The organism is Bacillus sp. V2I10, from assembly GCF_030817055.1.
In the GTDB taxonomy this organism is placed as follows: domain Bacteria; phylum Bacillota; class Bacilli; order Bacillales; family Bacillaceae; genus Bacillus_P.
On sequence record NZ_JAUSYV010000001.1, the window covers coordinates 2687283 to 2712739 of the forward strand.

A 25457-nucleotide genomic window follows, 5' to 3' on the forward strand; every position below is an offset into this window, starting at 1 on the left:
CATGGCACAAGTAATCGTACCAGAATTAGCTGAATCCATCTCAGAAGGAACTATCGCACAATGGCTGAAACAACCAGGGGACTACGTTGAAAAAGGGGAATATCTGGTTGAGCTCGAAACAGATAAAGTAAATGTTGAACTGACAGCTGATTATTCTGGTGTGCTGAAGGATGTTGTCAAAGATTCAGGTGACACTGTTCAAGTTGGCGAAGTGATTGCTGTGATTGATGAAAACGGCGAGACTGCAGCCACTCCAGCAGAGGAAGTTAAAGAAGAACCGGTTAAAGAAGAACAGCCAAAAGCTTCTGCTCCTAAAGAGGAAAAGCATGAAAAAACTGAGAGCAAATCACAGCGTCCAATTGCTTCTCCGGCAGCACGAAAGCTTGCAAGAGAAAAAGGAATTGATTTGACTCAAGTTCCTTCAGGAGATCCGCTTGGAAGATTGCGCAAGCATGACGTTGAAGCTTATTCTCCAAACGCGTCGGCTTCAAAGCCAGCTGCGCCTCAAAAAGCGCCTGAAGCTAAGCCTGCAAAACCAGCTTCTGACTCTTTCGACAAACCAGTTGAGCGCGAGCGCATGTCACGCCGCAGACAAACGATTGCTAAACGCCTTGTCGAGGTACAGCAAACAGCTGCGATGCTTACGACATTTAATGAAGTTGACATGACCGCGGTTATGGATGTCCGTAAACGCAGAAAAGATAAATTCTTTGAGCAGCATGATGTGCGCCTAGGCTTTATGTCATTCTTTACAAAAGCAGTTATTGCTGCACTTAAGAAATACCCATTATTGAATGCTGAAATTCAGGGTGATGAGCTTGTTATTAAAAAGTTCTATGATATCGGCATTGCCGTTTCAGCTCCAGAAGGATTAGTTGTACCAGTTGTACGTGATGCAGACCGCAAATCATTTGCCCAAATCGAAGGAGCAATTGGCGAGCTTGCCGGAAAAGCGAAAAACAACAAATTAACGATTGGTGATCTATCTGGCGGTACATTTACGATTACAAATGGCGGTGTGTTCGGTTCTCTTATGTCAACGCCAATCTTAAACGGACCGCAAGTGGGAATTCTGGGCATGCATAAAATTCAGCTTCGTCCAATTGCGATTGACAAAGATACAATGGAAAACCGTCCAATGATGTACATCGCGCTTTCATACGATCATCGCATCGTAGATGGCAAAGAAGCAGTAAGCTTCCTTGCAACTATCAAAGATTTGCTTGAAGATCCAGAATCATTGCTGATTGAAGGATAATAGAACTTGAAAACCTCATGACATTAATCTAACTGTTATGTATTGAGGGAGAAAAACAAAAATACTGAAGAAAACGGGTACTAAATTGCACAACAATTTGTATCCGTTTTTTTCGTTTTATTATGTTGGAGTAAGACTGTTTTGTGGGTGTTAAAAGCTCGCTTTAAAGTAGCCAAACCTGTGGAGTATGCCTGTTTTGGGGTAACAAAGGCACGCTTTGAGTGAAGTATGCCTGATTCAGGGGGTCATACGCGCTGTATGAGAGCCTAAACCCGGGGAGTATTTCTTTTCAGGGTAACATCCGCGCTGAATGAGTACCCAAAAGTCGGAGTATGCTTGATTCAGGTGATCATACGCGCTGTATGAGTACCCAAAAGCCGGAGTATGCCTGATTCAGGGTATCATACGCGCTGTATGAGTACCTAAACCCGGGGAGTATGTCTATTTTAGGGTATCATACGCGCTGTATAAGTACCCAAAAGCCGTAGTTTGCCTGATTCAGGGTATCATACGCGCTGTATGAGTACCCAAACCTGGGGAGTATGTCTATTTTAGGGTATCATACGCGCTGTATGAGTACCCAAAAGCCGTAGTATGCTTGATTCAGGGTATCATACGCCTTGTATGAGTACCCAAAAGTCGGAGTATGCTTGATTCAGGGTATCATACGCGCTGTATAAGTACCCAAACCCGGGGAGTATGTCTATTTCAGGGTGTCATACGCGCTGTATGAGTACCTAAACCCGAAACTTGGTTAGCATTTTGGATGAAAGAGGGCATTTCTGCATTCCTGCTCAATTGCAGCTGTATGATCTACTACAATGTAGGTTGATATAAAAAAAATAATTTGAAGGACTGAGGAAGGGTTGTCATTAATTAATAAATTTTGTCCAATATGTGGCGAAGAGAACGAGTGTATGACAGGTTCTGGAGAAAACGATAACTGCTGGTGCGGCACGGAAAAGTTTCCTAATGAAATCTTTGAATTAGTCCCTGCCGAAAGTAAAAGAAGACATTGTATATGTAAAAAATGTCTAAGTAAATTTAAGGAAGAACAGAAAATAATAGAAAATTAGTAGTACTTGTTCAAATTCCATAATAGGTGAAGAGTGCAGGACATAGTGATTGTTCATCTAGACCTTAAGTTTCCTGTTAGTTGAATGGTAAGAGAATAAGAAAATAAATGAACTAACAGTAAAAGAGATTAGGAAGGTTCTTCAACTGAGGGAGCGTTAATAGTTTGTTTTAGTACTAGCACGGTACTCTCCAAATGTAGAAGATGCCTCTATTGTAAAGCCTGCAATTAGGAATATTAAAGCAAAGGTTTCATTTTTTTAAATGTTATCAAGCGCTATCCAGACTGCAAAAGGTATTACAAAAAAACCTAATATATTTATCTTTCGCTAAAAACTTCCCATCCATATCTATATAAGGTGAACACCATTACTATCCAGTAGTGGTATATAGATGATTTTAATAATTGTTTTAGGGCATTCTTTGTATTTAAGGAACATAGGCTAAACTGATAAACTAATTAAAAGAGAAAGTAAAGTTGTTACTAATACAACAAGGAAAATAATACTAGCTATACCTTCTTTCTAAAATCTATAAACTGTTTATCTTTGCCATAATAGTTTAGGAATATCCATTTATAAATATAAAAAATACCATAAGCAATTAAACTACTTAAGCTTAGCCATATAGTTTCTACTTTTGCCCCTACCATAGGTGTGGGGCTAGGCAAAACCTGGCAACCTAACGCATTAAGAGATTACTTGCAAGTGTTTTAAATTTTTTACACCAGAACCATAAATATAGTATTGTTCATTAAAGCTTATTAATCACAATCGATAATTTATAATTTACATACTCGTTTAAGTCTACCAAAAATTGATCTAATACTTCATTAGATGGAAATCTACATTCAAGAAGGTAACAACCATCGCCACTAATTTTATAATTATTTCGTATGTAATCCTCTTGCGTTTCTATAAAAGAAAGATAAGGCTGATGATAGGTATTTTTTGTATAAATATTAATGAAAGCATGTATAAAGCACCCTAATTTAATTTGGTTAACTTTAATGGTATATCCCTCAATCACTCCGTTATCTTCTAATTTAGCCAATCTAGCCGCGGCTGCTTGTCCCGTCAAATGGACTTTCGCACCTAATTCTTTCATCTTCATTCGACTATCTTTAGACAGTTCCTCTAATATACGCATATCCGTATGATCTAACATATATTCAAATCCTTTCAAAAATCAGGTCAAATGGCCAAAAGACTTGATTGTTTCTATGTAAACGTTCATTGGTCATAGTATAAACTATACGTAGATCAAAGAAAAGGAGCTGTAAACATGAAGATTACTCAAATTCGAAATGCAACAATCGTTGTTGAATATACAGGTAAAAAGTTTTTAATTGACCCATTTTTAGCAGAGAAAGGTACGTACGCACCTTTCCCAAATTCGGTAAGACAAGATCAAACTAATCCTTTAGTGAGCTTACCAATGTCTCTTGACGAGATCATTAAGGAAGTAGATGCAGTTATTGTCACTCATCTGCATTTAGACCACTTTGATGATGTGGCGAAAAATGTATTGCCAAAGGACATCAAAATGTTTGTACAAAATGAAGAAGATGCAAAAGAAGTAAGAAACGCTGGTTTTCAAAATGCAGAAGTGTTACAAGAAGATACAGTATTTGAAGGCATCCAATTAATGAAAACCAAAGGTGAACACGGTAGAGGAGAAGAACTCTTAAAAATTGCTGGTTTAGTGTGTGGAGTTGTCTTCAAACACCCAAGTGAAAAAACGTTATATGTAGCTGGAGATACAGTATGGTATGATGAGGTCCAAGAAGAAATTGATACACATAAACCCGACATTATTGTGGTGAATGGTGGAGACAATCAATTCCTAGATTTCGGTTCTCTCATCATGGGGAAAGAGGACATTTATGAAGTGCATAAGGCGGCTCCTAACGCCAAAATCATTTCTGTCCATATGGAAGCTGTTAACCATTGGACATTATCAAGAGAAGAATTAAAAAGCTTTACTGAGGAAAAAGGAATCTCTTCTCACGTTCTAGTGCCAGAAGATGGCGAATCTTACACATTTTAAGATAAAAAACGGATAGATTTCGTAATTTTTAAGTATGAAATTTGCGCTGCAGAAATACAAGGAGGCTCATGATTAAGTCATTGATAATCATGGGCTTCTTCTTTCTTGTTTAATTAGTTGATAAATAGGTACAGGAACTGTTCTTTAAATGAATTGTATAACTTTCAGGAAGATATATCGGAAATTCCGAATATGCCGAATGACATCCATGTGCGAAATGGAATGGAAAGCTAACAGAAAGCATTCTTGCCCTGATTCACTATGAATAAAAGCTGAAAATTATATTGTTAGGAAGTGAAGTTTATGATGGTTGAAAAAGAAGATATAAGCAGGTCAAAACAGCAGCCTATTTGGTTGCAAGATTATATTGATTCACCAGAAAAACAAAAACAACTTTATAAAAAAACCTTAAGCATTGTTATCCTTTCACAAATCTTTGGAGGAGCAGGACTTGCAGCTGGTATAACAGTAGGTGCACTGCTCGCACAAGATATGCTAGGGACGGAAAATGCAGCAGGGATTCCAACTGCCTTATTCACTTTAGGATCTGCAGGAGCAGCACTGCTTGTAGGACGGCTTTCACAACGTTTTGGCCGTGGAGCAGGACTTGCGACCGGCTTTCTTGCTGGTGGATTGGGTGCGATTGGCGTTATAATTGCTGCCTTAATTAACAGTGTCGCACTTTTATTTGTTTCCCTGCTTATTTATGGAGCTGGTACCGCCTCAAATCTGCAGGCACGATACGCCGGTACAGATTTAGCAACAGCTAAACAGCGAGCAACTGCTGTTAGCATGGCCATGGTTTTTACTACCTTTGGAGCTGTAGCAGGTCCTAACTTGGTCGATGTGATGGGAGAATTTGCACATTCTATCGGTATTCCAGCTTTGGCTGGCCCCTTTATCTTAGCAGCAGCTGCTTTTATCCTTGCCGGACTTGTTCTTTTAATTTTTCTTCGTCCAGACCCTTTGATGGTATCTACAGCCATTGCGAATGCCCGGGAGAAAGGCGATACAGTACAGACAGAGACAAATTTGGAAAGTTCTACAATAAACAAAAGAGGGGTTGTAGTAGGCGCTACAATTATGGTTTTAACTCAATTTGTCATGGTAGCCATAATGACAATGACACCTGTTCATATGGGACACCATGGCCATAGTTTAAGAGAAGTGGGGTTAGTCATAGGTTTTCATATAGGCGCCATGTACTTTCCTTCACCTTTGACAGGCCTATTGGTAGATAAAGTTGGTCGTATTGCAATGGCTGTTGCTTCTGGTGCCACGCTTTTAGCCTCTGGTTTGGTGGCAGCTTTTGCACCGGGAGGCTCAATGGTATTGCTTATCTTGGCTCTAGTACTATTAGGTGTCGGCTGGAACTTTGGTTTAATAAGCGGAACTGCTCTTATTGTAGACTCAACACATCCATCTATTCGTGCAAAAACACAGGGATCAGCTGATGTCTTGGTTGCATTGTCAGGAGCCTCTGGCGGTGCGTTATCAGGAATGGTAGTCGCTCATTCTAGTTATGCAGTATTATCACTTTCTGGAGCTATTCTGTCACTATTGCTTATTCCTGTAGTAGTTTGGTCTCGTAAGACTCAAAGCAAAGAGCTAATATAGAGAAGGTTTTTGTCATGCATAATCTTTTGATTAGTTACGCTAGTGTCAATGTTTATCCTTATCTAGCGAGTTACGATTAGATTCTAATGAATAAGGCAGCTTTCAGCAAGAAATTGAAACCTGCCTTTATTCATGTACAAAGCTAGTTCACATAAAGCATATTCTCGGTATTAAAAAAGCCTTATATTAAAGATACTATTTCATTACAGCTTATTAATAACAGTCGATAATTCATAGGTGACATGCTTGTTTAAGTCTGTAAGAAATTGTTCTAATACTTCATTAGATGGAAATTTACATTCAAGAAGATAACAACCGGCTCCACTAATTTTAAAGTTGTTTATTACATACTTCTCTTGTGTTTTGGTGTAGGAGAGATACGGCTGATGATGCGTACTTTTGGTATGGATAGTAATCCAAGCATGTATCAAACACCCTAATTTCACTTGATTCTCTTTAATGGTGTATCCCTCAATCACTCCCTTTTCTTCTAATTTAGCCACTCTAGCAGCGGTAGATTGTCCCGTCAAATGGACTTTCTCACCTAATTTTTTCATTGTAATCCGACTGTTCTTGGATAGTTCATCTAGAATCTGCATATCTGTATGATCTAACATGTATTCATATCCTTTCAAAAATCAAGTTAAACGGCTAAAAGACCTGATTCTATCTATGTAGATTGTAATTGGTTATAGTATAAATTATATGCAGATCAAAGAAAAGGAGTTGTCAATCATGAATCAATGCTTCATCAATTGACAGTTGAGGATACACAATGAAAGCATCGTAAACAAGATCAGCATTTAAAATACCTGTACGTTCCAGAATTGCAGTAGAATAGTCCAAAGCATCTACTTTACCAACAAACAACCATCATATAAGCAATCAGGAAAAAGTTTATCAGTACTTTTCTTTATCTCTAACCAAAGCTTATCATTTTCCATCGGATAATGTGCCGAGGTCGTATTAAAAACCTCATGTCTGTCTAAAGTAATCCAAATTCGTTTTTGTTCTCCAACAGAAACATTATAATTAGTTAAATGAATATTTAATTTGTTCTTATGTGATGAACCGTGATCCTAAATTTTTTAAGCTCCACTTCAATATTGCTGCCTAATACCTGCCGTAACGCCAATCTTTTTTATCCTGCTATTCACCTATGCTAATTAATATCTTATATGGTGTGTTATTTTTCAACAGAAACCCGTTAATAAGCGAGGCTCTTTTTATCTTCAGACTTTAACAGGGAACCAGCCAGGTGTATGAATAATTGCCTGCCATAAAGGATCAGGAACGACCAGTCGGGACTGGGCATTTTTATCAAGTTCAGTCTCAATTTTATCTTCCCGGCCTTCGGAAATTTTCTGCACCCAATCAGGATCGATGATTAATTCCCGTCCGAGGGCAATCAGCGGCACTCCGGTACTCATTGCTTTCATGGCATCATCTGGTGTATAAATAGATCCAACGCCAATCAGCGGTACCTTGCCGGCAACACGTTCTTGAATAATTTCGAGGCGAGAGCGGGTGTCATCAATACCCCGTCTTGGAGCTGACCAATATTCCATCAGTGAGATATGCAGATAATTCAAGTCTTTTTCAGTAAGCGCATCAACCAGGGCTAACGTATCTTCCATCGTAATTCCTGGTGTTTCCGGCTCCTCAGGAGAGAAACGGTAACCCACAAGAAATTCTTCTGAACCATACTGAGCTGCTGCTTTTTTCACTTCGTCAACGATTGCAAGAGGGAAAGCAAGCCTGTTTTCAATGCTTCCTCCAAACTCGTCTTCGCGGCGATTTGAATGAGGAGAGACGAATTGCTGAATTAAATACCCATTAGCACCATGTATTTCAACACCATCAAAGCCTGCTTCAATGGCACGGCGGGCGGATTCTCCAAAGTCTTTGATAATGCTGATTATCTCTTCATGTGTAAGCGCACGCGGAACAGGTGCTTCTCCTGAAGGATGACCCTGCTCCGCTGCCACTGCACTTGCACTGACTACATCTCCATCCGGCACGAGTTCTGCAGGAACCATTCTTCCTCCGTGAAAAATCTGAAGAATCGCTTTTGCCCCTTTATCCTTTATAGATGAAGCAAGCTTTCTCAATGATGGAATCATATCATCAGAATCACTTCCAAATTCGCCAGGGAATCCTTTACCGCTTGGCGTCACATAAGCACATGCTGTAATCACCATTCCAACTCCGCCTGAACGGCGGCTATAATAAGCAGTTTCTGCTTCTGTTACTGTTCCGTCTTCATTTGATGAAAAGTTCGTCATTGGAGCCATTACAATCCGGTTTTTTAATTGAATACCGTTTTTAAAATCAAATGGCTGTAATAACGGCTGATACTTTGAATTCATAATTCTCGACCTCCGTATTCATGTATTCATCTACATAATACTTTCTTGATTTCAAAGTTGCATTAAATATGCTCATTAGAATTTGTTTAATCACTGCAAATCATTCATCATTGAAGGTATGGAGCGTGAAAAAAGATGATGAAAATTGAAGCAGAAGTCATACAGGGACGAGGCAGCTACTATGACCTTGGTGTAAAACAGGGAAAAATACATAAAGATACTAAACTCTTTCAAAATCACCGAAAAAGAAGAATAAAATCCAACAAATCTTATCAATCAGTACTGAAAACGGCTCATAGACTTTATGAACGATTCGCTCCAGGACTATGGCAGGAGCTGGAGGGCTTGTCTGCAGGACTTAACTGGCCGCTTGAGGATGTTGTTCATGAATATAGCGGGTATCAGGCAGATTGGAAAAAATCAGGGTGCAGTGCCCTTATGCAAAACGGCTATTATGCAAGAAACTACGACTACCATCCTAAAACATACGAAGGACGATTTTTGATTTGGCAGCCTGAAAATGGGTACGCGAGCATTGGGTTTGCAGCAAGGATGATTGGTCGGATTGACGGCATGAATGAAAAAGGCCTTGTCATAGGCTATCATTTCGTTAATAGGCTAAAAGCCGGAGACGGGTTTATTTGCTGCAGCATTGCAAGATTTATCCTTGATACTTGCAAAACGACAGAAGAAGCCGTAGCGAAATTAAGAGAGATTCCACATCGCCATGCATTTAATTATTCTATTTATGATGCAGCTGGAAATGCAGCCATAGCAGAAGCATCCAGCAAGGGAGTATCTATCACGTCGAGTCATCAATTGGCTTGCACAAATCATTTTGAGAGTCCTTCTAAACTGGTGGAAAACCGTCATCATTTAGTGGAAACACATACCAGGAAGGAACAGCTTTCAGAAGCCTTCCGAAAAGATTTTACAGCATCGGAAGCTTTTACTTTTTTTAACAGCAGAAGCAGTGCGATTTTCAAAAAAGAATATCATAATTGGGCCGGAACCCTTCATACTGCTGTCTATATTCCAAAATCCCTTCAGGTTCTGATCGGAGTTGGGGGAGACAGTCAGCCGCTTGTCTTCTCATTTAAAGAATGGCTAAAAGGAAAAGACAGCTATTTGAAAAAAATTCGAGGAACTCTTGAAACAAATATTGAACTTCCTTTTTGAAGAAAACGGTTGACTCCGGGTTTCCATAGGGTAGAGAGGAAAGAAAGTTGGGGTAGTGTATATGCAGCAAGTAATAGACATGATGAACCAGAATGAACGCCTGCTTTATGAGAAATGGGAGAACAGCGTCGAACCCTACAAATGCAATCATACATTTATAGATATTACCGGCGTCCCGGTTGTCGATACATTCGATGCAAACCATCTGATACAGGCAGCGGAAGCCGTCCAATTGCCGGGCGCCAGCTGCATCATAGTCGGCATTCGCCCGGAAATTGCCCAAACCCTGATAAATCTCGGCATATCGATAGATAATATTCAAACCTTCTCTAACCTTCATACAGGTATTCAGTTTGTAACGATGAAGGATCAGAAAGAACAGCGTTCATGACGCTGTTTTTTTGTGAAGTAAGTTAACATAATATTATTATGTCTTATATTCAGGTAAAAACTCTTAGACACTAACTGTATCATTGGGGGATACTTATCTTTTTTAACTGCAAGAACAGGGAATTTCCTATTTCTGTAGAATAGGGTAATAGAATCAGTAAAAAAGGGGTGTTATACATGATTACGTTTCAAAAGCCGGATGTCGAGCAGTTTTAAAGGTGCTTACGATTCAGGATTTTACGGTTTCTCCAGATAAAAAACAATTGGTGTTCAGCACAAACATCGGCGGACATTATAACTTATGGGCAATGGATTTGCCAAACCAGTATCCTTACCAGTTAACAAATATTAATCAAGCATGCGACAGTCTTCTCTATAACAAGAAATCGAAGTTTATTCTGGCAGGCTTTGATCAGGACGGAGATGAAAAATCTCAGCTTTGCGCTTTCTCCAAAAGGCGGTTCTCAGTTTCCGGTGCGGTATGAAAAAGGAGAGCGTCACATGTTCCCGTTTTTTTCGAAAAATGGAGAGGCCTGTATTATACATCTACTAAAAATGGCCACGATACCTATCTTGCAGCATATCGGTATGACCTTTCAGCTGAAACAGAAGAAAAGCTTATTGAGGGGACGGATACGGCTGTCTATTTAATGGCTGTTTCCCCTGAAGAAAAAAGCTTTGTCTATTCAAAAAATTATGGAAATACTTCCTCCTTGCTGCTAGTGAAAATAGACGGCGAAGATGTCTTGGCTACCCCTGAAAGTGATCAGCAATTTACTCAAAGCGATCCTGTTTATATTTCTGAGCAGGAAATCTATTTTATTACAAACTATGAATCTGATTTTTCCTATTTAGCGAAATTTGATTTGCAAAAGCGGGAGTTTTCAAAAGTACTTGAACTGAAAGGATCGCTGATTTTTTCAATCAGTATTTATAAGAGAAGGTGAACAGATGAAAAACAGGAAAATTGCCATTGTGACAGGAGCGAGCAGGCTTAAAGGAATTGGGGCAGCAATCTGCCTTGAGCTTGCTAAAGCGGGAACGGATATCTTCTTTACTTACTACCGGCCGTATGATGCTGAGCAGCCTTATGAATCTGAAAATCAAGAGACTGAAATTCTTGAGTCACTCATTAGAGAAACTGGAGTGCGTTCTGCAAATATAGAATTGGATTTATCAAAAACAGAATCGATCCCCGTCTTATTTGACCAAGTAGAGAAAACGCTTGGAGAACCATCCATCCTTATTAATAATGCAGCATACTCTACTGAAAATGATTTTGAGACGATAACAGCTGAAAACCTCGATCTTCACTATTTTGTAAATGTGCGGGCGCCGCTTATGTTAAGTGCCGAATTTGCAAAAAGATTTCAACATGGAAAAGGTGGAAGAATCATTTACATGACTTCCGGACAATCGCAAGGACCCATGCCTGGGGAGCTTTCATATGCGGCGACAAAAGCATGTATTCCGGATATGACCAAAACACTTGCATCTGAAGTTGGCAACAAGGGCATTACCGTGAATGCAGTGAATCCCGGTCCTACAGATACAGGGTGGATGACAGCTGATTTAAAAACCGTGCTTATTGAGAAATTTCCAATGAATCGAATTGGGCAGCCTGAAGATGCAGCCCGTCTTGTTGCGTTTCTTGCAAGTGATGCCGGTGAATGGATTACAGGGCAGACGATTCACTCTGAGGGCGGATTTTTAAGGACCTGAATGTAAAATAATTACCGAAATGAAAAAAAATTCATATAAAGCGTAAATGTTAAAAAGGAAGGGATACATATGACCGTAATCAAACTAACGAAAGACCGATACCTCGAAGCATTGAAATTATCCGAATATGCGTTTCAATATAAAGTTCCTGAGGAAAGCATTGAAAAAAGATTGAAGACAATGGAGAAGCATCACGAATTATTCGGTATTCTGGAAGGGGAAGAGCTTGCTGCTAAGCTTCACTTGCTGCCTCTTGAGGTATACCTTGGTGAAACGAAATGGAAAATGGGCGGCATTGCCGGTGTTGCCACTTATCCGGAGTACCGCCGAAGCGGGTATGTGAAAGAAATGATTACATTTCTTCTAGAATACATGAGAAAAGAGGGCTTCAGTGTTTCCATGCTGCACCCATTTTCCGTGCCATTTTACAGAAAATACGGCTGGGAGCTGTTTTGCAGCCAATTAAAAGCTTCATTAAAATCAGAAGACCTTGTCATGAAAAAGCAAGTGCAAGGGAAAATCAGACGCTTTCAAAAGGAGGAGCATTCTTCTCAAATCGAAGAAATATATAATCAATTTGCCAAGCAATTCTCAGGCATGCTCGTCCGTGAAACATCTTGGTGGCAGGCGTCCATTTATGATGATCTTACTGCAGCTGTCTATTATAATGAAGCTGGAGAAGCTAAGGGTTATATGCTCTATGAAGTGAAAAAAGCTAAAATGACAGTTGAGGAGTTTGTTCCGCTAACAACTGACTCAAGAAACGGGCTATGGAATTTCATCTGCCAGCATGACTCAATGATTAAAGAACTTGAGATCGCTACATACGATAGCGACCCGTTATTTTTTTCGCTCAATGAACCGAGAATTAAAGCGGAAGTGACACCTTATTTTATGGTGCGGATCGTTGATGCCGAAAGCTTATTAAAGAATTATGATTTCAAGTGGTCAGAAGAGGTTTCTGAACTTGTCATTCATTTAAAAGATCAGCATGCTCCTTGGAATACTGGTACGTATAAGATTAAGAACAAAGAAGTCACTAAATTGAACGGATCAGAATCTGAGGGACTGTCGCTCGATATTAATACTCTGTCTGCGATGCTGTTTGGTTACAAACGGCCTGCTGATTTATATGAAATCGGTCATATTGAAGGCGGTGAAGAAGCAATAAAAGGAATGGAAACGCTTATTCCCTCAAGAAAAGCTTTCTTTTATGACTTCTTTTAATAAGGAAAGAGCTGCGTTTGCAGCTCTTTTTTGCATGAAATTGTTATCGCAGATTCCTATAATGACTCAAAGCTAGGAGCGGAAAAATCCTATTGTAGCTGTGATAATGAATATAAAATTGCTTCGGAAGCCCGATTCCTGTAGGATATACAGAGCTTTTTTCATCGAAAGGCTGCATTAGGCGCTTTATGCCTTTTTGTATCACTGCGTCCTTCTTATCCAGCACACATAATAGGGCATCAAGAGCCCAGGCTGTTTGGGAGGGAGTACTGAAACCGAGCGGAATGTAGGTTTTCACTTCAGAGCTTCTGCACGATTCTCCAAATCCGCCATCTTTATTTTGGATGCTCACTAGCCATTTAACCGCTTTTACAATAGCAGGGTGAGAGTTTGATAGACCAGCTGCTTTAAGACCGGTAATCGCAGCCCAAGTTCCGTATATATAACAAACTCCCCATCTTCCATACCAGGAACCGTTTAGTTCTTGATGATGACCAAGCCAGGAAACTGCTGCATGAATAGAAGGATGGTTTTTCGTTAACCCTGCAAAATTCCCGAAGAATTCAAGGACACGTCCTGTCAGATCAGCAGTAGATGGATCTGTCGCTGCATCTTTGGCATTTTCAAGAGGGATGGAAGCAAATATAGGATTATTGACATTTTTCTCGAATGCACCAAAACCCCCGTCACGATTTTGCATAGTCAAAAGCCAAGATGACCCTTTATTCCACGCTTCAAAATATAAGGAATCTCTAGCGGATGGCTGAGTTATAGCACGCAGAACAGCAGCTGTGTCATCGTTGTCAGGATGATTGGTATTGATGTTTGAAAAACCCCAGCCACCGGGAGATGAAGCTGAATTATGAATGCTCCAGTCCGCCATTTTTGTATGCTGCCGTAATAGCAAATAGGAAGTAGCATTCATAATTAGTGAATCTTTATAAGGTACACCAGCTTTTTGCAGGCTATAGCTTAGAAGGGCAGTATCCCAAACAGTTGAAGTGGAATTTTCCAGTGTGATTATCTTGTCATCTTGATAGATGATCGATTTCAATCCTGAAACTGCCTGCATGATTTGAGCTGAGTTTTCTTTATACCCGAGCGCGAGGAGGGCGTAAATCATAAAAAATGTGGCGCTGGCATAGCTGAAAAGCGTTCCATCTGATTCGATCCTCTGGAGCATATATTTTTCAGCAGCGTTCTCACCGGTTCTTTGAACATAAGATGGAAAAGAAAAAAATGACCGAAGAGTTTCAATGAAAAAACTGTGCTTTGTGCGATGGCTGTCTGAAAACGACAGCCAATCAATGGATCTTGGTTTTGAAACATGTAAATGCGAAAGGTTTATAGAATGGGGAGTACTGTGAATATATCGTTTATTCATCGCAAGAATCATCGGCATAAAATGGATTCTTGCATAGGAACTCAATTGATACATGCTGACCGGGGAACCGGGGGGCAGCAGCAAATAGGCAAGCGGAAAGCGAAAATACTTAGGCCATGGATAAAGGCCGTTTACTGCCAGGAACCATTTTGTCATGAAATGAACATTAGCGAGTCCGCCTTGAGAGATAATATAAGATTCTGCCCGTATCAGCGCGGAGTCTGATTTTTTATATAATCCTGAGAAAAGCAGGGCTGTATAAGCCTGAACTGTTGCTGTTAAATTGCCTTCTTTTTCATCTTCGTAAAGTTTCCATGTGCCTTCATCTGTCTGCAGATTTATCAGCCGATTTGACAGATTTTTAATTAAATCCTCATCATTATATTTCAAGGAACGAAGAAGAATAATCATAAATGCATCCGTCATTGGCCCGCCTTCAAAGCAAAAGCGCCATGAACCATCACTTTTTTGCAGCTGTCTGAGCTCATCTGTCATCTTTTGGATTTGTTCGTTTAAAATGTTCATTGAAATCACTGTATTCACCTCATCTTTTTCAATCTATTCACGAAAAGGGGGTGTTATCACAGTAACGGTGTTCCGCACAGGGTTTATATAGTATAATAAGGTCAAAATGCACAAAGGAGAATGCTGAAATGATTCATCAAGAATGGCTGAACAAAGAGACAATTAAAGTGGTAACATGCAAACATACTAATGCAGAAAAATACATGGTAAACCGAGTTTTAACAGCCGGAAATACATATGAAGTGAAAAACGAAACAGAAGAGTTTTATTTTGTCATTGATAACAATGGAAAAGTGAGCGGGTTCTACAAGGATTATTTTGAAGAGAAGTAAACGATAAAAAAGCCATCTGATTTTGATCAGATGGCTTTTTGTCTACACGCGTTAACCAGGCGGTTCCGCTTTTCTTTTAACGCTGAAGGTTAATCCAAACACTCTTAACTTCTGTATAGTTAGACAATGCATAGGATCCCATTTCGCGTCCAAGTCCGGATTGCTTGTATCCGCCGAACGGCGAAGCAGCATCAAATGCGTTGTAGCAGTTGACCCAGACGGTTCCAGCTTTTAATTTGCTTGCTACATAATGGGCATTGGCAATATCCCGTGTCCATAATCCTGCAGCAAGACCAAATTCACTTTGATTTGCACGGTTAATGACTTCATCCAGATCATCATATGGCATGGCAGCAATAACCGGGCCGAAAATTTCTTCTCTTGCAATGGTCATTTCATCTTTAACTGCCGAGAAAATGGTAGGTGAAACGAAGTAGCCGTTTTCAGATGGAGATCCGCCGCCAGTTAAGATTTCAGCGCCTTCTTCTACACCTTTTTGGATATAATTCAGAACGCGGTTTTGCTGTTCATCCGATACGAGAGGCCCGATTTGAGTTTCCGGCTCAATACCAGCACCCTGGCGGATATTTTTTGCATGGGAAACCATGTCGGCCACAACGTTATCATAATGCTTCTTTTGGATGAAAACGCGTGATCCTGCACAGCATACTTGACCTTGGTTAAACATAACTCCAGTTAGAGCACCCGGAACTGCAGCAGAGAGATCTGCGTCAGGAAGAATGATGTTAGGCGACTTGCCGCCAAGCTCAAGTGTTACGCGCTTCAATGTTTTTGATGCTTTCTCCATGATCACTTTACCTACAGGTGTAGAACCTGTGAATGCAATTTTGTCCACATCAGGATGCATAACAAGTGCATCTCCGGCTGTTTCGCCGAAGCCCGGAACGATGTTGACTACTCCTTCAGGGAACCCTGCTTCTGCAATCAGCTCAGCTAAGTATAAAGCGGAAAGAGGCGTTTGCTCAGCCGGTTTTAGCACAACAGTACATCCAGTCGCAAGTGCAGCTCCCAATTTCCACATCGCCATTAGAAGAGGGAAGTTCCAAGGAATAATCTGTCCAACTACACCAAGGGCTTCATGTCTTGTGTAATTGAAAAATTGCCCGCTCACCGGAATGGTTTGTCCGACAATTTTGGTTGACCAGCCTGCATAATATCTCATATGTTCAATTGCCAATGGTACATCAGCATTTGTTGTTTCATTAATCGGTTTTCCATTATCAAGCGTTTCAAGCTGAGCAAGCTCTTCTTTATTCGCTTCCATTAAATCAGCAAGCTTGTACATCAGTCTGCTTCGTTCAGCAGCGCTCATTTTAGACCATGGACCTGCATCAAATGCTCTTCTTGCAGCCTTTACAGCAAGATCGATATCAGCCTTGTCGCCTTCATAAACGGATGCAAGTGTTTCGCCTGTGGCAGGGTTTGGAGTGTTAAACGTCTTTTTAGAAACACTCTCTACAAATTCACCATTGATAAATAGCTTTTTCTTTCCCTGCAGAAATTTCTCCAGCTTTTCTCCAACTTTTAACGTAGCTTGACTCATAAAATCAGCCTCCTAAATGGTAGTGGTGAAAAAATATGTAGAAATCATGCTGAAGACGGGCAGAACGGCCTGCCAGTTACGACGCTATATTGTAAGCGATTACACTAAAAATAATATACTAAAAATTCACAATTTACAATATATAAGTCTTTGATATCTTTTAAAATATGAATATGGCAGATTGGGATTTTCTGAAGTGATAGAAATGAAATCATTGTTGAACGGGCTTATTAAGCTTTTTAAAAAAATGTGCAAAAAGACCTTATCTGGAATCTATCTTCATGGATCTCTTGCGATGAATGGATTCAATAAAGAGGCAAGCGATGTGGATATTCTGACTGTAGTGAAGAGTTCAATCGAAAATAGAGGAGAAACGGATGCTATTAAATCGGCTCAAGTCATTGAAATCCGAGTGGCCGGCTAAATCTTTGCCGTGTTCTTGCATATTTAAAAGAAAAGAAAATCATGTCAAAAAAAGAGGGAGAAGAATGGGGTCTAGAGAATCTTCCTGAACCGCATCGCGCCGCAGTTGATTTTTATTTGAAATCGTATACTAAGAAGCAGTCAGATCCATTGCTGAAACCGTCCAATCAGGATATGATCATGTTTGCTGCGTTTATGGAAAGAGCGATAAATGGGTCAGGCATCCCTGAATTAGACAAGGTGCCTGTTTTTTTCTTGGATAGATAGAAACAAGGTGAGAAAATAAACGAAATTTTCAAATGTATCACATTCAAACCTCTCTAAGAAGCTTTGCAGCTGTCCCTCACTGATCGAATCAAGTATTCCTGACATCTCAAGCGGATAACGATGCCTCTGAAAAAAATCTCCAGCTCCGGATTCCTTAAAAATTTCTTCCATTATGATCATCCTTTCCAGCTACCAGTATGAAGAAAATACTCATTTTCTAAACATTAAAGTTTATGCTTGTGTTTTTAGTGGAAAGGTGTAAGAGATTCATGAAGAATCGTGTTAATTTTTCAATTAGTAGGAAACCATAAATTTAAGAAGTGCAGCAGACTCTTTTTTTAACACTGACCTGCTTCATTCACCTGCTCTTATTATTAATGCATGCTGTAAATGGATACTCATACTACATTCACGAAAGGAAATCATCATGATCGGTATACTTCTTGCATTAATTCCTGCTGTTGCCTGGGGAAGCCTTGTGCTTGTCAGTGTAAAGCTTGGAGGAAATGCTTACAGTCAGACACTCGGCATAACCATTGGAGCATTTTTATTCTCCCTTGTCATGTTCTTTTTTTCAAACCCTGATTTAACCCCTCTCGTCTGGTCAATCGGGATTGTATCAGGTATCTTCTGGACCGTTGGACAATTAAATCAGCTTGCAAGCGTCAAGCATATCGGCGTTTCTAAAACAGTGCCTATTTCAACGGGTATGCAGCTGATGGGCACAACTTTATTCGGTGTTCTTCTATTTAAAGAATGGGATACGAAAATGACGGTCATGCTTGGAATCATCGCCATTCTATTCATTATTGGCGGTGTTGTTTTTACTTCAATCGGGCAAAAAGACGATAAAGATGCAGGCAAAAGCCTCAAAAAAGGATTACTGATTTTATTTATTTCTTCATTAGGGTACATAGGATATGTCATTATCATCAGATATTTTGAAATTGACGGCTGGGCAGCCATTTTGCCTCAGGCAATCGGGATGGTTGCAGCTGCTGCAGCTTTAACAGCGAGACAAAAGCCTTTTAATAAATTTGCACTTCGCAATATCTTAACAGGGTTATTGTGGGCAGCCGGAAATTTGGGACTGCTTCTCTCTCTTCAGAAAATAGGAGTTGCGACAAGCTTCTCTCTTTCACAAACCGGAATCATCATTTCGACACTTGGCGGAATTTTTCTGCTTGGGGAAAAGAAAACGAAAAAACAAATTATTTTTGTCATAATCGGCTGTGTGTTGATTATCGCAGGCGGAGTCTTACTCGGTTATACAAAACGTTAGGAGGAATTAAACATGTATCCAAGTTTAAAAGGGAAAGTAGTGGCTGTTACAGGGGCTTCTTCAGGTCTTGGAAAAGCCATTGCACAGCGCTTTGCTGAAGAAGGTGCAAAGGTAGTGGTCAATTATTTAACAGAGGATGACAAACCGGAACTGGTCATTGATGAAATAAAAACAAAAGGCGGAGAGGCTTCTAAAATACAGGGAGATGTTTCACAAGAGCACGATGTAAAGAGGATCGTTCAGTTTGCCGTTGAAACCTACGGGACGCTTGATGTGATGGTGAACAACGCAGGTATTCAAGCGGAAATCCCGACTGAGGAGCTTTCACTGGATAACTGGAATAAAGTCATTCAGACCAATTTAACCGGTGCTTTTCTGGGCAGCAGGGAAGCGATCAAGCATATGCTGGACCACAATATTAAAGGGTGTGTGATTAACATGTCATCTGTCCATCAGCAGATTCCCTGGCCTCACTTCGCCCATTATGCTGCAAGCAAAGGCGGAATCAAGCTGCTGACTGAAACGCTGGCACTCGAGTACGCTTCTTCCGGGATTCGCGTAAATAATATTGCACCTGGAGCCATTGATACTCCAATCAATGCAGAGAAGTTTGCAGATCCTGAAGCAAAAAAAGATGTCATTGATCTTATCCCGATGGGGTATATCGGAAAGCCTGAAGAGATTGCTGCCTGCGTAGCATGGCTTGCATCATCAGAGGCAAGCTACGTAACGGGAATTACCCTGTATGCAGATGGCGGAATGACGAAATATCCAAGCTTTCAGGCTGGTAAAGGCTAAAAGCGAAAACCCGCAGCAGCAATAGATCTGCGGGTTTTCTTGCTTTTTTCATTCCAGGTATTTTATTCTTTCAAAATATGAACGTTTACGCGTTGCTGAACAGCATCGGAGAGGGGCTTATATTTACAGATAATGATTTCCATATAATCTGGTTTAATGATACGGCAAGACAGATATTAGAAAAAGTCGGACCGTACGTCGGAATGGAAGATCCTGAAGAATTTATGGGATAAATCAAATTGTTGAAGCTCACCGTTTGATGGGTGCAGAATCTATTTTTGTCGGACTGAATCCAAAGCTAGTGCAGCATATTACATTATACAGCTTTGCCCTTAAAGTCCGCACGTTTCAATCATTTAAACAGGGCATCCATTTTATATGGAAAGAAAAAGGATATCAACTGCAAAAAATCAGCGATTAACAGAAAACGGCTAGTCTTTTTTTGCATAAATCCTTCATTTCAGCAAAAGATAATAGAAATGAAATGAATGGAGGAATAAAGTTATGCAAAAAAGAAAGCTGTTAACTGGAGCGGGCATTGCCCTTTCCCTCATGATAAGTGCAGGATGCGGAATGGATAACAATGCCCGTGAAAATGATAATATCATGAACAATGAGCTGAAAAATGTCACCTATGATGAACAAACAAATGAGCGGAACCGAATGGATATAGCGGACGATGCCGCAAAAAAAGTGGCTGATTTAGAGGAAATAAAATATGCCAACGTCATCGTAACAAACAATAATGCGTATGCAGCCGTGGTGCTGGAAGGAGATCCTAAAGGGAAGCTTTCAAATGAAGTGAAGGATAAGGCAGCTGATCAAATCAGATCAACAGACCGGGATATTAACAACGTATACGTCTCTGAAAACCCGGACTTTTTTGATCGTACGAAAGATTATGGGGATAAAATCCGCAGCGGAGAGCCGGTTACCGGACTTGCAGATGAATTTAACGAAATGATTAACCGTGTTTTTCCGCAAGCGAAATAGTCAGAAGCAAACAGACCTGAGGAAGTTTAATCTGGTCTGTTTTTTTCGGTCTAATAGGTTTTTCCTCATCTGAATTAGGGCATATAATGAGAGCTATGATCTAATTTTAGGAGGAGTCTTTTTGTCAGGTTTTCGTGTTTTAAGGCTGAAAAACAAACGGCCGCTGCTTATATTGCTTATTATTATTATTTTAACGGGCACGGTTATTTACCAGAGCTATAAACCTCTTCCGGAAAATATCTCCTACGAAGGAGATATTCACAAAGTAGAAGATGTAAATTTTTTGTATGATTTAACTTACAAAATAGAAGGGCGGGTTGAAGCGGATCAAATGATCTTTGATGCCGTTTTTAAAGCCATTGATGAAGCGGAAGAATTTATCGTCATCGATTTGTTCTTATTTAACGGATACTATGATCGGGGAGAGACCTACCCTAAACTCAGTAAAGAGCTGTCTGATAGACTGCTGAAAAAGAAAAAAGCGAATCCTGAAATGGAAATCGTTTTTATCACAGATGATATTAATACATCATATGGATCGCATGCCTCCAAAGAATTAGATGCTTTTAAAGATGCCGGCATTGATGTTGTCATATCTGACATAATGCCCTGCGTGACTCAAATCCGCTCTATTCCAGTGTTTGGCGAACTTTTTTCCAATGGTTTGGCCAGTCTGGTCCAGGCTGGCTTTCAAATCCTTTTGGCGATACGGCACCAGACATCCATATCAGATCTTATTTAAACCTTTTCAATGTAAAGGCCAATCACAGGAAAGCAGTCGCAACCGAAAAAACAGCCATTGTTTCATCAGCAAACCCTCATGATGCGAGCGGTTATCATTCCAATGTGGCTTTTCAGGTGAACGGAAATGTCATTGCGGATGTGCTTGAATCAGAACAGGCTGTCTCTGATTATTCCGGAGGACCCAAACTGCCGGAGTATGAGAAAAAGAACGATGAGAAGGGCGATATTAAAGTGCAGGTGTTAACAGAAGGAAAAATTTATAAACACTTGCTCGAGTCAATAAGAAATACAGAGAAAGACGATGAAATCTGGATTGGTATGTTTTACCTCGCAGACCGAAAAGTCATTGATTCTCTCGTTGCCGCATCTAATCGCGGAGCAGAAATCAAAATGATTCTCGATCCGAATCAAAATGCTTTCGGTCAGGAGAAAATCGGTCTTCCGAATCGGCCGGTCGCAGAAGAACTCTTAGAAGATACAAACCAAAAAATTAAGGTGAGATGGTACAATACGACAAAAGAACAGTATCATCCCAAAATGCTTTTTATAAAAAGCAAAGAAGAAGCGACCATTATCAGCGGATCTGCCAACTTTACGAAACGGAACCTAGAGGACCTGAATCTTGAAAATGATCTTAAGATTGCAGCGCCAGCTGATGAACCAGTCATGAAGGAAGTAGAAGGTTATTTTATCAAACTATGGACAAATGACGGTGCTGATTACACCTTGGATTTCGAAAAGTACAGAGATGACATGCCATTTATTAAGCGTGCGATCTATGCCGTTCAGAAATTTTTCAGATTTACAACCTTTTAACTCCGGCAAAAACGCCGGAGTTTTTTATATTTTTGCAGAGGAATTTCAAAAGCTGAAAGCTAATTATATAGCAGAGGTGAAATCAGATGAAACTGACAGAATACACAGATAGAAGTCGATTTATTGAAATAGCGGAACCTTTTCTATTGAAAAAAGAAGCAGAAAATAACCTTATGCTGGGACTTATAGGAGCTTTTAAACGGACGATTCCTGCTGCAGATGTATATACCGCTGCGGTGGTTAAAGACGGAGAGCTAGCACTAACGATGCTGATGACACCTCCGCATAATTTGATCCTGTCTTTTAATGAGGATGGAATGACTGAGACAATTCTCCTTGAAATAGTCCGCGCACTAGTTAAGAAAGGTTTACATATACCTGGTGTGGTAGGAGAACGGAAATGGACAGAGGCATTCGCGAAAATATGGTCGATCGAAACAGAGGACAGAGCTGAAATTGTAATGGAACAAAAGATTTATCGTCTTCATGAAGTGACTCAGCTGAAACGCAGTGACGGTAAATTTGTTTTGGCAGAACTAGCCCATATTCCCCTCCTGACAGAATGGATGGTGGATTTTATGAATTATACAAACGAGCCTCCAATTACAGCGCTGCAGGCGGCAGGAAGAATGAAGCAGTTTATTGCAGAGAAATCAGTCTTCATTTGGATGGCCGAAGGTAAACCTGTATCAATGGCAAAGAAATCAAGGACCACGAAAAATGGAATTTGCGTTTCGCTCGTCTATACTCCAGATGAATTCAGGGGCAATGGGTACGCAAGCAGCTGCGTTGCTGTGCTTAGCGAGCACTTGTTAAAAGATTTTTCCTTTTGCACGCTCTATACTGACCTCTCTAATCCAACATCAAACAGCATTTATCAAAAAATAGGGTATCAGCCGATTCAAGATTCGATCATGATAAATTTTTCTTCGTAAAACAGGCGCTTTCTTTAGGAAAGCGTTTTTTATTTGCCTTTTTATGAGAAAGCCTGCCATGCAAATTTGGGATTCAATTATTGCTGCAAGACGATTAACTTTCAAATAATTAGAGAGTTCTGCGGTTTCGTTCTTTAACAGAAGTGGAAATGAAAGGGCAAAGGCGGTGAGTGGATGGAAACACAAGTTTTGGTTATCGGCGGCGGAGTAGGCGGTTTAACGGCAGCTTTGAAGCTTGCTAAATGCGGAATAGATGTATGTGTTGTGGAGCAGACAAAAGGTTCGGCGCACATGTACAAGGGTGAATTGCTGCAGCCGAAAAGCCTTGAAATTTTTCATCAGCTTGGAATTAATAAGCCGATTTTGAAAGCCGGGCATCAAATAAACGAAATTGAAATGAATGAAATGAAACGGAAAAAAGGCACGTATGTAAAGCTTGGAACGGCCACAATGCGTTATAGCATCATTGAGAGCGAATACAATTATGCCCTTATGATTCCCCATGAAAGGCTTAAAGAAGTCCTGCTTGAAAAAGCGAAGGAATATCCCGCTTTTCATTATATACAGCCTGCAAAATTTAAAGAATTCAAAAATCAGGCAGCGGTCGTTACCGGTAATAAAGAAGAGTTTATCATTAAGGCAGATTATTATATTGGGGCTGAGGGACGGAGATCAAACGTCAGAAAAGCCATGAATGTGAAATTAAATGAACACGAATATGATCATCATTTCTTAACAGTTACGTTTGAAAGGCCTGTGTCTATGACAGAGGGGAAAATCATATCTACACCGCATGCTTTTCTCGGACTTTTTCCTCTTCCGAACAATGAAGTAAGAACGGTTTATCTCATCCAGTCAGGAGAATATCAATCGTTAAAAGAACGCGGCATTGAATACTTTCATATGAAGTATATTGATTTGTGCCCGGAACTTGACGGATACGTAACGAATCTTAAGGAATGGAAAAAAATTCAGCTGATGATTCCCGTTCATTTTCATGCTGAGACCTATGTAAAAGGCAACATGGCCATTATTGGGGATTCTGCACACAGTGTTCATCCAATGGCAGGTGAGGGAATGAACCTTGCCATACAGGACGGAGATGTACTCGGTGAACTGCTTTGCTGGATGTACAAACATGATGAACACAGTCCTGTCAACTTGAAATGGTACGAAAAGGTCCGCAAATCCAGAGTGGATTTCATTTTAAATTTAAGCCATTTATCAGCACTTGCTTACTCCAAGCCGTTTCGTTATTTCGGTTCGCTTAGAAATAGAAGCCTTAAACAGATGACAGAGGATGAAAAGCTTCACACGAAACAAATGCTGAATATTTCAGGACTAGGCATTTGGAAAGAGTCATTTTACGATCGTCTCGTCCAAATCGGCATGCTGCCTCCGAGAACCCTGCAGAATATTGAACTGCTGCATACAAGGTATATGTTTACGTATGAAAATGATTATCCATGGGAAGTGAAAGGGAGGTATGGCTTATGATCATTGCTGAATACGTCCGCTTATTTAAAGCAAGAAGCTGGATGAAGCGCAATATGCCTTTTTTATACAGCTGGCACGCATATGTAGGGTATGAACTGGACTTGTTTGAAATCTTTAAATCACCGAAAACCATCGATGAAGTGGCGGCTATACATTCATTAGAACTGGAGCTGCTCGAACGATGGGTTGAGACAGGAGTATCAATCAAATATTTAAAAGAAGTTTCCAAAAATCGTTTTAAGACTTCAAAAAGCTTCATGCTTCCTGACAGCAAAAGGGATCCTAAATCAGTCGGAATCCTCCTGAAGGAAATGATGGAGCTTCATATCCCGGCTCTATTAACCTACCCTGCGATCATGAAAACAGATGAAAGGCAAACATTTGACCATGAGCAGCACGGAACGACAGTGGCCCAGACATCTACTTTGCTTGAGCAGCTGGCTTATCCTAAGCTGATACAGCTCGTGAAAAAGAATAAAGTACAGTCGATTGTCGACGTTGGCTGCGGACATGGGGGCTACCTTCAAAAACTGTCGCATGCACTGCCTGATATAAAACTAACCGGGATCGAAATCAATGAAGAAGTAGCAATTGAGGCGGACAGCAGATGCAGATCAATTCCTAACATTTCAATCACATGTATGGATGTTGAAGAGTGGAGAGCAGCGGCACCAGTGGATTTAATCATGATGAATAATTTACTGCATTATATATCTCCTGAAAAAAGAGTCAATGTGATTCGGAATTTAAGCAGCTGCCTTTCCGGATGCGGGGTGATATCCATCATTACCCCGATAAGGAAACCTAAGCACGGTAAGCAGTTTTCAAGTGTATTTAATAGTTTCTTTACTGCATTTGATAATCTATATGCTTTACCTACAAAACAGGAGCTTTCTTCGATAGCTGACCAATCCAATATGAAAATGAAAGACTTAAAACCCATCATTCGTGAAGGAGGCTGGTATTTTTGTACTTTCGTTAAGAAGAAGTGAAGCCTCGGAGGTTAAATTTG

At 40.2% G+C, this 25457-nt stretch carries 28 protein-coding genes; 22 read left to right on the top strand and 6 right to left on the bottom strand.

What is annotated here, in order from left to right; genetic code table 11:
• The first annotated feature begins 1 nt into the window (after position 1).
• Together odhB and QFZ72_RS13475 are read left to right on the top strand one after the other, a co-directional pair.
• On the top strand, positions 2-1258 hold the full coding sequence (gene odhB, locus QFZ72_RS13470) for a 2-oxoglutarate dehydrogenase complex dihydrolipoyllysine-residue succinyltransferase (RefSeq protein WP_307434035.1): 1257 nt from the start codon (positions 2-4) through the stop codon (positions 1256-1258).
• 866 nt (positions 1259-2124) lie between these two features.
• Positions 2125-2334 (top strand): cysteine-rich CWC family protein, encoded by a 210-nt coding sequence (locus QFZ72_RS13475; protein WP_307434037.1) that lies wholly within the window; start codon positions 2125-2127, stop codon positions 2332-2334.
• A gap of 751 nt (positions 2335-3085) precedes the next feature.
• On the opposite strand, the gene QFZ72_RS13480 is transcribed toward QFZ72_RS13475, so the two are convergent.
• Entirely contained in the window at positions 3086-3499 is a 414-nt protein-coding gene (locus QFZ72_RS13480) for an Lrp/AsnC family transcriptional regulator (protein ID WP_307434039.1), read from the bottom strand.
• Positions 3500-3616: 117 nt separating this feature from the next.
• On the opposite strand from QFZ72_RS13480, the gene QFZ72_RS13485 reads away from it, so the two are divergent.
• Together QFZ72_RS13485 and QFZ72_RS13490 are read left to right on the top strand one after the other, a co-directional pair.
• Positions 3617-4381: an MBL fold metallo-hydrolase gene (locus QFZ72_RS13485; protein WP_307434040.1), complete on the top strand. Its 765-nt coding sequence runs from the start codon at positions 3617-3619 to the stop codon at positions 4379-4381.
• 303 nt (positions 4382-4684) lie between these two features.
• Positions 4685-5998 (top strand): MFS transporter, encoded by a 1314-nt coding sequence (locus tag QFZ72_RS13490; RefSeq protein ID WP_307434042.1) that lies wholly within the window; start codon positions 4685-4687, stop codon positions 5996-5998.
• A 203-nt stretch (positions 5999-6201) separates the two neighbouring features.
• On the opposite strand, the gene QFZ72_RS13495 is transcribed toward QFZ72_RS13490, so the two are convergent.
• The 3 genes from QFZ72_RS13495 to QFZ72_RS13500 all read right to left on the bottom strand — a co-directional run bounded on the left by QFZ72_RS13495 (position 6202) and on the right by QFZ72_RS13500 (position 8367).
• A complete protein-coding gene (locus tag QFZ72_RS13495) occupies positions 6202-6615 on the bottom strand; it encodes an Lrp/AsnC family transcriptional regulator (protein WP_307434045.1) in 414 nt (137 codons plus the stop codon).
• 234 nt (positions 6616-6849) lie between these two features.
• Positions 6850-7044 (bottom strand): hypothetical protein, encoded by a 195-nt coding sequence (locus tag QFZ72_RS29780; protein ID WP_483862266.1) that lies wholly within the window; start codon positions 7042-7044, stop codon positions 6850-6852.
• Between the two features lie 186 nt (positions 7045-7230).
• Positions 7231-8367, bottom strand: coding sequence for an NADH-dependent flavin oxidoreductase (locus QFZ72_RS13500; protein WP_307434047.1), 1137 nt, complete (start codon positions 8365-8367; stop codon positions 7231-7233).
• A 135-nt stretch (positions 8368-8502) separates the two neighbouring features.
• On the opposite strand from QFZ72_RS13500, the gene QFZ72_RS13505 reads away from it, so the two are divergent.
• The 6 genes from QFZ72_RS13505 to QFZ72_RS13530 all read left to right on the top strand — a co-directional run bounded on the left by QFZ72_RS13505 (position 8503) and on the right by QFZ72_RS13530 (position 12885).
• The gene (locus QFZ72_RS13505; RefSeq protein WP_307434049.1) at positions 8503-9546 is read left to right on the top strand and encodes a C45 family autoproteolytic acyltransferase/hydrolase; all 1044 of its coding nucleotides are present in this window, start codon (positions 8503-8505) and stop codon (positions 9544-9546) included.
• A 61-nt stretch (positions 9547-9607) separates the two neighbouring features.
• A complete protein-coding gene (locus tag QFZ72_RS13510; protein WP_373464525.1) occupies positions 9608-9937 on the top strand; it encodes an STAS domain-containing protein in 330 nt (109 codons plus the stop codon).
• Positions 9938-10154: 217 nt separating this feature from the next.
• A complete protein-coding gene (locus tag QFZ72_RS13515; RefSeq protein WP_307434051.1) occupies positions 10155-10421 on the top strand; it encodes a TolB-like translocation protein in 267 nt (88 codons plus the stop codon).
• 165 nt (positions 10422-10586) lie between these two features.
• Positions 10587-10883 carry a hypothetical protein gene (locus QFZ72_RS13520; protein WP_307434053.1) on the top strand — a complete coding sequence of 99 codons (297 nt, stop codon included), beginning with the start codon at positions 10587-10589 and terminating at the stop codon, positions 10881-10883.
• 4 nt (positions 10884-10887) lie between these two features.
• Entirely contained in the window at positions 10888-11658 is a 771-nt protein-coding gene (locus tag QFZ72_RS13525; protein WP_307434054.1) for an SDR family oxidoreductase, read from the top strand.
• Positions 11659-11727: 69 nt separating this feature from the next.
• Positions 11728-12885 (top strand): GNAT family N-acetyltransferase, encoded by a 1158-nt coding sequence (locus QFZ72_RS13530; RefSeq protein WP_307434056.1) that lies wholly within the window; start codon positions 11728-11730, stop codon positions 12883-12885.
• Between the two features lie 43 nt (positions 12886-12928).
• Here QFZ72_RS13530 and QFZ72_RS13535 read toward each other — a convergent pair whose 3' ends face one another.
• Positions 12929-14794 (bottom strand): terpene cyclase/mutase family protein, encoded by a 1866-nt coding sequence (locus QFZ72_RS13535; protein WP_307439758.1) that lies wholly within the window; start codon positions 14792-14794, stop codon positions 12929-12931.
• A 128-nt stretch (positions 14795-14922) separates the two neighbouring features.
• Between QFZ72_RS13535 and QFZ72_RS13540 the strand changes: the two genes are divergently transcribed.
• Positions 14923-15126, top strand: coding sequence for a DUF6501 family protein (locus tag QFZ72_RS13540; protein ID WP_101566436.1), 204 nt, complete (start codon positions 14923-14925; stop codon positions 15124-15126).
• A gap of 76 nt (positions 15127-15202) precedes the next feature.
• Here the strand turns inward: QFZ72_RS13540 and QFZ72_RS13545 are convergent, their stop codons facing one another.
• The gene (locus QFZ72_RS13545; RefSeq protein ID WP_307434061.1) at positions 15203-16690 is read right to left on the bottom strand and encodes an aldehyde dehydrogenase family protein; all 1488 of its coding nucleotides are present in this window, start codon (positions 16688-16690) and stop codon (positions 15203-15205) included.
• 205 nt (positions 16691-16895) lie between these two features.
• Here QFZ72_RS13545 and QFZ72_RS13550 point away from each other — a divergent pair, with 205 nt between their 5' ends.
• The 11 genes from QFZ72_RS13550 to QFZ72_RS13600 all read left to right on the top strand — a co-directional run bounded on the left by QFZ72_RS13550 (position 16896) and on the right by QFZ72_RS13600 (position 25437).
• Complete coding sequence (locus QFZ72_RS13550) at positions 16896-17114, top strand: nucleotidyltransferase domain-containing protein (protein WP_307434063.1); 219 nt, start codon at positions 16896-16898, stop codon at positions 17112-17114.
• Positions 17115-17155: 41 nt separating this feature from the next.
• Entirely contained in the window at positions 17156-17380 is a 225-nt protein-coding gene (locus QFZ72_RS13555) for a DUF4111 domain-containing protein (protein ID WP_307434064.1), read from the top strand.
• Between the two features lie 430 nt (positions 17381-17810).
• A complete protein-coding gene (locus tag QFZ72_RS13560; RefSeq protein ID WP_307439760.1) occupies positions 17811-18662 on the top strand; it encodes a GRP family sugar transporter in 852 nt (283 codons plus the stop codon).
• 12 nt (positions 18663-18674) lie between these two features.
• Entirely contained in the window at positions 18675-19460 is a 786-nt protein-coding gene (locus tag QFZ72_RS13565) for a glucose-1-dehydrogenase (protein WP_307434066.1), read from the top strand.
• 256 nt (positions 19461-19716) lie between these two features.
• Positions 19717-19881: an STAS domain-containing protein gene (locus QFZ72_RS13570; RefSeq protein WP_307434067.1), complete on the top strand. Its 165-nt coding sequence runs from the start codon at positions 19717-19719 to the stop codon at positions 19879-19881.
• A gap of 83 nt (positions 19882-19964) precedes the next feature.
• Complete coding sequence (locus tag QFZ72_RS13575) at positions 19965-20453, top strand: YhcN/YlaJ family sporulation lipoprotein (protein WP_307434069.1); 489 nt, start codon at positions 19965-19967, stop codon at positions 20451-20453.
• Between the two features lie 121 nt (positions 20454-20574).
• Positions 20575-21195, top strand: coding sequence for a phospholipase D-like domain-containing protein (locus QFZ72_RS13580; protein ID WP_307434071.1), 621 nt, complete (start codon positions 20575-20577; stop codon positions 21193-21195).
• A gap of 116 nt (positions 21196-21311) precedes the next feature.
• Entirely contained in the window at positions 21312-22013 is a 702-nt protein-coding gene (locus tag QFZ72_RS13585; RefSeq protein ID WP_307434072.1) for a phospholipase D-like domain-containing protein, read from the top strand.
• Positions 22014-22099: 86 nt separating this feature from the next.
• Entirely contained in the window at positions 22100-22948 is an 849-nt protein-coding gene (locus tag QFZ72_RS13590) for a GNAT family N-acetyltransferase (RefSeq protein WP_307434073.1), read from the top strand.
• A 174-nt stretch (positions 22949-23122) separates the two neighbouring features.
• Positions 23123-24445 (top strand): FAD-dependent oxidoreductase, encoded by a 1323-nt coding sequence (locus tag QFZ72_RS13595; RefSeq protein ID WP_307434075.1) that lies wholly within the window; start codon positions 23123-23125, stop codon positions 24443-24445.
• A complete protein-coding gene (locus tag QFZ72_RS13600) occupies positions 24442-25437 on the top strand; it encodes a class I SAM-dependent methyltransferase (protein WP_307434077.1) in 996 nt (331 codons plus the stop codon). The genes QFZ72_RS13595 and QFZ72_RS13600 overlap by 4 nt, the downstream gene beginning before the upstream one ends.
• Positions 25438-25457: the final 20 nt, after the last annotated feature.